Here is an 8,198-nt window from a genome sequence, read left to right on the forward strand (position 1 = left end):
CTCCAGAACGGGGCGCCCACCGCTGCCGCTGGGGCCTATGGAACGGGCTCTGCTTGGGGCTCTGCTTGGGGCTCTGCTGCGGAACGAAGAATGAGTCGTTGACGTCCAGGGCCGGCATCCGCGTGCACGCCACGGGCCACACCCCGCACGCCCTGTCGTCATTACCGCCGACGACCTGGTCCCGTTGACCCATGCCGGGGGAGTCCTCGTCTACGTCCAGCCGCTCATCGACGCCGCCACCCGCGGCTGCGAGGGATGTGGCGCCGACCCGAACGAGCTCTGCCTCCAGCAGCCGAGCTGGGGGTGTCACCGGCCAGCTGGAACAAGTACAAGCATGATCCGAAGCTGGCCGAGCACGTCGTCCGGATCCCAGCGAGCAAGGCAGGCGAGGAAGGCACGGAGCACTGGCCGCGCAGCGTGGTCCGCGCCTTCAAGACCGCACGCCCGGGCAAGGGCTAGCCGCCCACCTCCGGCCGACCCAAGGGCAGCGGCGACATGGTCCCGCGCGAAGAGATCCTGCCGCGCATCGCCGAGCTGCTCGACGCGGACCCGGCCGTCACCGCGGCCGCGGTCGTCGACGAGCTGAAGGTCGCCTTGACCACCGCCATGAGCGGCCTGGCGCAACTGCGCGGCCGGCGCATCGCCGACCTCCTCGAGGCCGAACTGCGGCTCACCGCCGAGGAAGCAACCGAACAGCTCGGCTACCCGGTAGTCGCCCGCCGGCGCGCGCTGACGGGCGCGGCGGACGAGCAGCGCGCCCGCCAGACACACCCGTACCTGCAGCACATCGCTGATGCGCTGGCCGAGGCCGGCGCTGCGGAGCCGATCGAGGTCGAGGTACAGCAGCTGCCCGGCGAGCACCTGGCGGCCGCTGTCCCGCTCACCGCGGATCAGCCCGCACCCGCGCTGGTCTGGGACGAGCGCTACGGGTGGCGAACGGCCAACAGCCGACGCCACCCGCTCGGCAAGGAATCCGGAACGGCACCCGAAGGGGAAGGGATCCGCTACCTCGGCAGCGGCCCGCGGCCGGAGCGGGCCGAACTGCTCGAAGCACCTTGTGACGGACGCAAGGGCTCCAAGCGGCCCAAGTCCTCCGCAGGATGAGGACACGCTGGCCTCCTGCTAGCTGAATGCGCCTCGCCGCTCCGCGACCGGCTCGACTCTGAATCGCACGCGAGCGCTTCAATTCAGGAGTACCCATCACCCGTGGGCTGTGGCAACGGCAGCCACGACGGGGCCAGTCAAGGTGGTGCAACGCCGCCGACCAGGGCCACCAGCTGGTTTCGCGGCAGGTTTCGCGGCAGGTTTCGTAGGAGGTTTCGTAGGAGGTTTCGTAGGAGGTTTCGTACGGGGTTTCGCGGCAGGTTTCGCCGCCTGTCTCGGCGGCCCGGCGTCTGCGCAGGTCACCGGGTGAGTGCAACCGGCCTTCCCGGATTGACACCTCTTCCCGGTATACCCGGGAGAGGAATCTGGTTCCCTCCCCGCCGGGCGAGCAGTGCTCAGCACAGGAGCCAATACATCCATTCCTACTTCCTGCCCTGCTGCTCCTGTCCGTCAGCGCCGGCCGGGCCCATCCAGGGCTCATCGGCCGCGCAGGAGCAACGGGGCGCTCTCCATCCGTTCGCAGATGATCAGGCTCTCGGGCTGACTGACCAACAGGTAGCGGCCGTACTCGGCTGGCCTACTGCCCGGCCCGTACGCGCGCACCAGCTCCTCCAGGCGCTCGCGGTGCCGTTCGGCGAATGCCTCCAGGCGCTGCGCGTAGCCATCCTGTTCGTCCTCGCGTACGGCGCTCAGCGCCACGGTCAGGATCTCGTCCGACGCCTCGGGATAAGAAGTTGTCCGGGCTGGTCAAGGCCCACGTGCACCGCTGCGCCGCCGCCAGGACCTCCCTCGCGTCCAGCGCCCGGGCCGCCCCGCCACGTGGGTCAGCGGTCCGCCGCAGCACCGCTGCCAGCCGCAGGTGAGCCGGTTGACGGCGTCCATGCTGACGGAGCGTTACTGTCACGCCCCCTGTCACGCTCCCTGGGAAAAGTGTCACGCCTTCCGAATCTCGGTCCTTTATGTCCCGAGTTACAGCTGGGAAAGTCCCTCCGGAGGAGGTCTTGGCGATTCGAGCGTGACACTGGAGATCGAGCGCGACGCCCCAGCTGAGTGAACAGAGCGTGACTGCGCGGGGGACGTCCACCCCGGACCGCCGGCTCCCCGTTCGCCTGCGGCGCCCGCCGGCGGGCGGGGAGAATCGGGCGGGTGACCACCGAGACGACCACGGTCGCGCTCTACGCCCAGGCCCTGCAGAACACCGTCGACCATCCCGGCCGCTGCGCCGTGCCGGGGCTGTGTGCCCCGAGCACGGCGGCACCCTCAGGGGTACCGGCGCTGGAGCGCCCAGCGGGTAACCGCTGCACCGATTACCCGCACAACGGTTACCCCGCCGCCCGGGTAACCGGGCGCTGCAACCGCCGCTGCTGCGGCTCACGTGCCGACCGTTCAGTAGATCGGCTTCACAGGCCGTGGACTGAGATCATCTGGTCCACGGCTTCCTGGATCTTCGGCAGGGATGCGGCGATGGCCTGGCTGTTGGGCTCCTCGCCGAGCAGGTCGACGGCGGTCGCGCGGGTCAGGACGATGTCGGCCTCGTGGACCAGTCCTGCGGCCCACACGTCCAGCTCGGCTTCGGTGTCCTCGCCGTAGCTGATGTAGAGGACCGGGCGTTGAGCGGAGGAGTCCAGCAGGGTACGAAGGTGCGCGGCGGTGACCTGCGGGGCGGGCCTGTCGAGGGTCGGTTCCATGGTGTGACGCTCCTCCGGTTGATAGTCGATCAGCCTATGGCTCTGGCGTCACGCCCCTCGGGCTCACTGATTCAGGCGGGCACGATCAGCGGGTCGCCGTTCTGCGGACTGGTCACCCGGTGCCGGTTGGCCAGCAGCGCCTGGGCGACGCGCTCGGCATTCCAGCGGGCAGCGGCCAGGCTGCCGGTGCGCCCGCCCTTGAACCAGAGCCGCTGCCCCTCGGAGTCGGTCCAGCCGACCGACCAGTGGAACCGCTCCGGCTGCCGGGCCTGGCTCCACAGCGGTCGGCCCTCGACCTCCTCCGGCTCGATCCGGGCCCAGGCCAGCAGGTCGGTGTCCGGCACGCGGGTGCTGGTGCAGGCGTGGTCGGCGCCGAGGTGCTGCCACAGCAGCGGGGTGGGCAGCGACTTCAGCACGGACAACTGCGCGATCTGGGCGACCAGGTCGGCGACGTCCCACACCAGAGCCAGCACCAGCGCGGCCCGCTGCGGTGCCGGCCACTCGCCGGGGGCGTCCAGCAGTAGCGCGTCGACGTGGTCCCCGATCCGGTCGTCGTTCAGCGCGGTCTCGACGTGCATCTGGTGCATCGACGTCACCTTGAACTCGCGGGGGCTCTCGGTCGTCTCCATCAGTTCCAGCACCAGGGCGACCATGTCCTGGCTGATCGACAGCGCGATGCCCAGCTCCCGCAGCTGCTCCGGTGCCAGATTCTCCAGCAGGCCCTGGAGGTGGCCGGCTACTGCCGTGTTGGCCAGGCTCACCTCGGGCAGTTCGATGCGTAGCCCGGGGACGTCGGTGACCGGGTGGCCCCAGCTGTGGGCCAGGTACCACAGCCCCATGAACTCCCCGACGTCGTCCACATCGGGCAGCTGCTCCGCGAAGTCCAGGACGGCCTGGACCACCTCCAGGGTGGCCAAGCTGTCGGCGGCGTCGGGGTGGCCGACGAACCGGCACAGCGCCGCCGCCCGCCCCGGCGCTGCTCCCAGGACCAGCGCGGCGTTGTCGAACCTCTTCGTCATCGCGTGTTCTCCAGCGTTCTTCGGGGCTCAGTCCGGGACGGTGTGCAGGTGGCCGCGTACGGTCGGCGGCTCGGAAAGCAGCGGCGGCCGGGGGCACCCAGTACCCCCGGCCGCCGCCACCAACTATTCCCAGCGCATGCCCAGCTCGGTCAGCCGGGCTGCCCGCTCCGGGGGGATGGCGCCCTTCCTGCGCTTGCTGTTGGCCAGGAAGACGCCCAGTCCGACCAGTTCGGTGGTGCCGTCGTCCAGGACGACGGGCTCTTTGTGGCTGCGGGGGGCATTGATGTGGCCCTCTCGCTCCCGGTACTGGGCCGCCGCGAGAAGGTTGCGGCGTTCCTTCTCCGTGTGCGGGACCTTCCCCTTGGGCCGCTCCTCCGGCGCCAGCGGCACGAGTCCGAGGACGTGCTCCAGCATCCACTGCTGCGCGGGTCCGATCTTGTCCCAGCCGAGCTGCTGGACCCGAGCCCATCCGGCGAGGTCCTCGCCCTGGGCGGCGACGCTGCCCGGCTCCGCGCCCAGCAGGACGCCCCCGGCCTGGACGTGACGGCGGGCCAGGGTGAAGCTTCGCTGCCATTCCAGCGACCAGCCCACCGGGCACCAGGCCGGGTCGATGGCGTCCAGGGCGGCCTTGCGGTCCGGGGCCAGCGCCCCGGTCCAGTCCAGGCCCTCCTCCCCGGCCTCCGCACGGCGCTGCAACGCTTCAGCACGCCGCTGAGCCGTCCTGGCGTTCTTCAGGATGACCCCGACCGGGCGACCGTTGAACACCGCCTCTGCGGGCGGGCAGGCGTGGCCGTGTTCGGCGGCGTAGCCGGCCACCGCGGTGAGGTTGTCGGTAAAAGCTGTGTCGAACACGGACCACACGAACCCGAGCCCGTCCAGCAGCGCCAGGCGTTCGTCGTCCAGGACGTCGGCGGCCTTGTACCGACGCTGATCCGCCACCCAGGCCCCGAGCCGGTGGCCGGACGGGGCGCGGTAGGCGTAGGGGACGCGGACGTCGCCGAAGGACCGCTTGTAGGTCATGAGCTCGTCCAAGCCGCGCCGGAACTCCGCCCGCTCAGGCTCCATCACCCGGGTACGGACGAACGCCGCGATGACGGCGGGGTCACGCTGGGTGGAGAACTGCAGCAACTGCTGCTCCCCGCGCGCGGATGCCTCGGCGCCGGCACCCGGCTCCCTGGCGGGCCGCGACTCGGACTGCGGCATCGCCAACCGTTCAATGGCAGCAGCATCGTGCGAACGAAGAGCCATCAAAATCTTCGAAAGTCCGGCGTAGGCGCGGGAGGTCAGCAGCTCGCCACCGGTCTCACCGGCCCCCAAAATGATCGGGACCACGATGGTGGCGATCTTGCCGCTACCGGGCTGCATCCGCAGAGCGCGCCCTACCGCCTGGACCAGGTCAACCATGCTCCCACGCACGTCAGCGAAGTAGACCGAGTCGCACGCGAACGTGTCGACCCCTTCGCTCAAGGTCTTCACCGACGACAGGATGTACCGCTCCAGCACACTGCCGTCCGGCTCCACCAGCGAGGCCAGAGTCTCCAGCACCTCGCGCCGCTCCCAGGTCTTGTGCTCCGCCTCCAACCACGCAGTGCCGACAGCCTCAGGCCGCGCGTGCAGCGCCGGATTCTGCTCCCACAGCACCCGGGCAACCGCCCGCAGCCCGGTGCTCAGCGCCCGGGCCTCCGCCACCAGGTGATGGAACGACAGCGTCCGGCGCAGGTCCCACTCCGCACACGCCGTCAGCACCGCCGTCTGCAACGCCGCCAACCTCGCCCCGCGGTACTCCACCGACCGCTCATCCACCCCCCGCTGCTCCATACCGTGCAACACCGGGTCAGACAAATCAACACAGACAATGCGGTAAGGGGCAATTACGCCATCGGAAATCGCCTTCCCGAGCGGATAGTCATGGGCGATAGGTCCGAACAGTTCCTCATCGTCCATGCTGGCGATCAGCTCAGCGGAGGCCATCCCGGCCGCGGCGGCACGGTCCTTGTCGCTGTCCTTGATTGACCACAGGCGCGGGGTGGCGGTCATGAACAGACGCCTGTCGCAGGGGATCCTGCTGTTGTCCAGGATCGCCGCCCAGGGACGTCCTGCCTGGCCAGAGACACGGTGGGCCTCGTCCACGATGGCGAGGTTCCAGGAAGGCAGGCCCAGCTCGTGTGCCTTCTCCAGGTGTCCGAGTCCGAGGCTGGAGTAGGTGGCGAAGACGGTGACCTTGCCCGACCCCTTCGTCCACTGGACCAGCATCGCCGCGTCGGTGGTGCAGTCGATGCCCGGTGGCCGTTCGCCGGCCTTGAATCCGCAGAGCCCGAACATCCGCCCGCCGTGCCCCTCCTGCTGCCAGACCTTCACCGTCTGCTCCAGCAGCGGCAGCGAGGGCACCAGGACCAGGGTGCGCTCCGAGTAGAGCCGGGAGGCCACATGAACGGCCGTCAGACTCTTGCCCGAACCCGTCGCGGCCCGGATCTGGCACCGCAGCCCTCCCAGCGGCACGATCCCGGACGCCGGGAGCGTCAGAAGTCGTACGGACGAATCGCACGCCTCTTCCTGGTGCGGACGAAGTTTCTTCAGCCTTTTCATCATGGCGTCAACTCTCCTTTTCCGAATTCCCGCGAAACCGCTAGAGTCCTGTCATGAGTTCCGCGATTACCGGATATCCCATGGCTGGGCAGAGCGGGGCGGTTGCGTCCTCCATCGCGCTGCTCTGTCACTGGCTCGCCGACAACCCCGCCGGGGCGACGCTGCCGGAGATGCTCGCTGCCCCCCACTTCCAGGAGCTGCGCGGCCGCTGCCCGAACGACCCGACGGCGCAGACGCTCGCCCAGGCAGTACGGGCCCTGGGCGAGCAGGGACGGCTGGTCCCCGGCCCAGCGGTCCGTTTTCGCCCCGAGCTGCTCCAGGCACTGGACATCACCACCACCCAGTGGTCCGGGGACGTGGTGCCGGGCTTCGTGCGCAAGCGCTACGCCATGCGGCTGTCGTACTGCCCGCACGGGTGGCCGCTCGACCCGGGCCAGGCCGCCTTCCCAGGCCACCAGATCTGCGCGAGCACCTTCGCGCCCGGGCGCGCTGCGCACCCCTGCGAGGATCTGCCCGTATGGCGGGTGACCAGCGAGACCGGCAGGCGCCGGGGCACTAACTACTGGTGTGAGGCAGAACTCCCGGGCGACTTCCACGCCTTCGCCGATGGGCTCCGCCCATGAACCTCGCACCATGGTCATCGACCGGCAGTGTGCGGGCGCGAGTACGAGATGGAGTCGTCCCAGACGGACGAGTTGCACCGGTGCCAACCGTCCGGGCTCCAGTCTGCCCCGGACGGCTTGTCGTCCGGGTTGTAGTGACCGGCCTCGCGGGTGCACAGGACGATGTCGCCGGTCGACAACTCCACTTTCTGCGCCGTGCACAGCCCGCCAGCCTCGCCCAGGGCCTCCAGCACCTGCCGCCGCTTCGAGGTATTCGGGTGGGTGCGCGGCAGCACCGTCTCCCGGACGAACCTCTCCAACCGCCCCAGGTCATCCGCCCCAGGTGTTGTTCCCCCCGCCACCGGCACCGCGGGGACACGGAGTAGGCCCCCATCGCTGGCCTGGACGTGCTCGGCCAGGACCGCCAGCACCCGCTCCGGACCTACCCCCAACTCCCGCCCCAGCGTCTCTAGCCGCTGTGCCACCGGGCCAGGCAGCCGCACGTACAGCTCCCGCTCCTGCGCCCGCTCCACGCGCTCACGCCGCAACCGCTCCGCCCGCTCCCGCTGCTCCTGGAGCCGGGCCTCACGCTGCGCGGTCCATGCCTGCGCCTGCTCATCGAGGGCCAGGTCGTAGGCCGGCCACTCCTGGACCCGGACCAGGTCGGCGATCCGCTTCCACTCAGCGGCCTGGTGCGCGGCCTGGAAGCCGGACTCCTGCGTCCGTCCCGCCTGCCGCTCCCAGTCCCGGGCCTCGCTCAGGAGCTGCCCGATCTCCGCCGGACTCTTCCTCTGAGCCCGCCGCTGAATCAGCGCCCGCGCGAAGTCAATGCCGCCCGAACCCTCGTCCATCACATTTCCCTCCGTGCTCTCCGTATGACTTTCCGGGTGCCGTACCCGAGAATTGTTCACTCGATATCCGGGGCAATTGTGCGGCCCTGAGTGGCTTCCTTGGACCCTTCCCTTATCTCAGAGTCTAGCGGAGTGCTATGTTAGATGCAGCGGAACGGCAGAACCGCCGTTGCGGACCACCCGAACGAGCGACCACCCCGTCCTGACGCCCCGAGTCCATCCGACCCCCAGGCGCGAAGCGCCCCCACCCTCCCGCCCCCAAACGGGCGAAGCCCGCCCCACCCCACCATCCAAGGCCGAAGGCCGCTCGCACACTCCCCATCCAGCAACTCCACAGCGAAGCAGAGG

Annotated in this window: 8 protein-coding genes; 3 read left to right on the forward strand and 5 right to left on the reverse strand. The window is 69.8% G+C overall.

Annotation, left to right across the window (positions count from 1 at the left end):
- Nucleotides 1–303: 303 nt before the first annotated feature.
- Complete coding sequence (locus O3X23_RS39710; RefSeq protein WP_269278787.1) at nucleotides 304–459, forward strand: hypothetical protein; 156 nt, start codon at nucleotides 304–306, stop codon at nucleotides 457–459.
- 36 nt (nucleotides 460–495) lie between these two features.
- Nucleotides 496–1,104 (forward strand): DUF6292 family protein, encoded by a 609-nt coding sequence (locus O3X23_RS39715; RefSeq protein WP_269278791.1) that lies wholly within the window; start codon nucleotides 496–498, stop codon nucleotides 1,102–1,104.
- Nucleotides 1,105–1,581: 477 nt separating this feature from the next.
- Here O3X23_RS39715 and O3X23_RS39720 read toward each other — a convergent pair whose 3' ends face one another.
- The 4 genes from O3X23_RS39720 to O3X23_RS39735 form a co-directional block, all read right to left on the reverse strand.
- Complete coding sequence (locus O3X23_RS39720) at nucleotides 1,582–1,803, reverse strand: hypothetical protein (protein ID WP_269278795.1); 222 nt, start codon at nucleotides 1,801–1,803, stop codon at nucleotides 1,582–1,584.
- 701 nt (nucleotides 1,804–2,504) lie between these two features.
- On the reverse strand, nucleotides 2,505–2,792 hold the full coding sequence (locus O3X23_RS39725) for a hypothetical protein (protein ID WP_269278799.1): 288 nt from the start codon (nucleotides 2,790–2,792) through the stop codon (nucleotides 2,505–2,507).
- A 71-nt stretch (nucleotides 2,793–2,863) separates the two neighbouring features.
- Nucleotides 2,864–3,811: a hypothetical protein gene (locus O3X23_RS39730; RefSeq protein ID WP_269278802.1), complete on the reverse strand. Its 948-nt coding sequence runs from the start codon at nucleotides 3,809–3,811 to the stop codon at nucleotides 2,864–2,866.
- A gap of 123 nt (nucleotides 3,812–3,934) precedes the next feature.
- Entirely contained in the window at nucleotides 3,935–6,400 is a 2,466-nt protein-coding gene (locus O3X23_RS39735; protein WP_269278804.1) for a DEAD/DEAH box helicase, read from the reverse strand.
- A gap of 50 nt (nucleotides 6,401–6,450) precedes the next feature.
- On the opposite strand from O3X23_RS39735, the gene O3X23_RS39740 reads away from it, so the two are divergent.
- Nucleotides 6,451–7,020, forward strand: coding sequence for a hypothetical protein (locus O3X23_RS39740; RefSeq protein ID WP_269278806.1), 570 nt, complete (start codon nucleotides 6,451–6,453; stop codon nucleotides 7,018–7,020).
- Nucleotides 7,021–7,034: 14 nt separating this feature from the next.
- Here the strand turns inward: O3X23_RS39740 and O3X23_RS39745 are convergent, their stop codons facing one another.
- Entirely contained in the window at nucleotides 7,035–7,850 is an 816-nt protein-coding gene (locus tag O3X23_RS39745; RefSeq protein ID WP_269278808.1) for a hypothetical protein, read from the reverse strand.
- Nucleotides 7,851–8,198: the final 348 nt, after the last annotated feature.

The sequence above is a fragment of the Streptomyces sp. H39-S7 genome (genome assembly GCF_027158205.1).
Taxonomy (GTDB): Bacteria; Actinomycetota; Actinomycetes; order Streptomycetales; family Streptomycetaceae; genus Actinacidiphila.

Excerpts from the sequence above, each read along its gene's own strand:
- O3X23_RS39715 (WP_269278791.1), top strand. The coding sequence starts at position 496 with ATGGTCCCGCGCGAAGAGATCCTGCCGCGCATCGCCGAGCTGCTCGAC.
- O3X23_RS39725 (WP_269278799.1), bottom strand. The coding sequence starts at position 2,792 with ATGGAACCGACCCTCGACAGGCCCGCCCCGCAGGTCACCGCCGCGCAC.
- O3X23_RS39730 (WP_269278802.1), bottom strand. The coding sequence starts at position 3,811 with ATGACGAAGAGGTTCGACAACGCCGCGCTGGTCCTGGGAGCAGCGCCG.
- O3X23_RS39735 (WP_269278804.1), bottom strand. The coding sequence starts at position 6,400 with ATGATGAAAAGGCTGAAGAAACTTCGTCCGCACCAGGAAGAGGCGTGC.
- O3X23_RS39740 (WP_269278806.1), top strand. The coding sequence starts at position 6,451 with ATGAGTTCCGCGATTACCGGATATCCCATGGCTGGGCAGAGCGGGGCG.
- O3X23_RS39745 (WP_269278808.1), bottom strand. The coding sequence starts at position 7,850 with ATGGACGAGGGTTCGGGCGGCATTGACTTCGCGCGGGCGCTGATTCAG.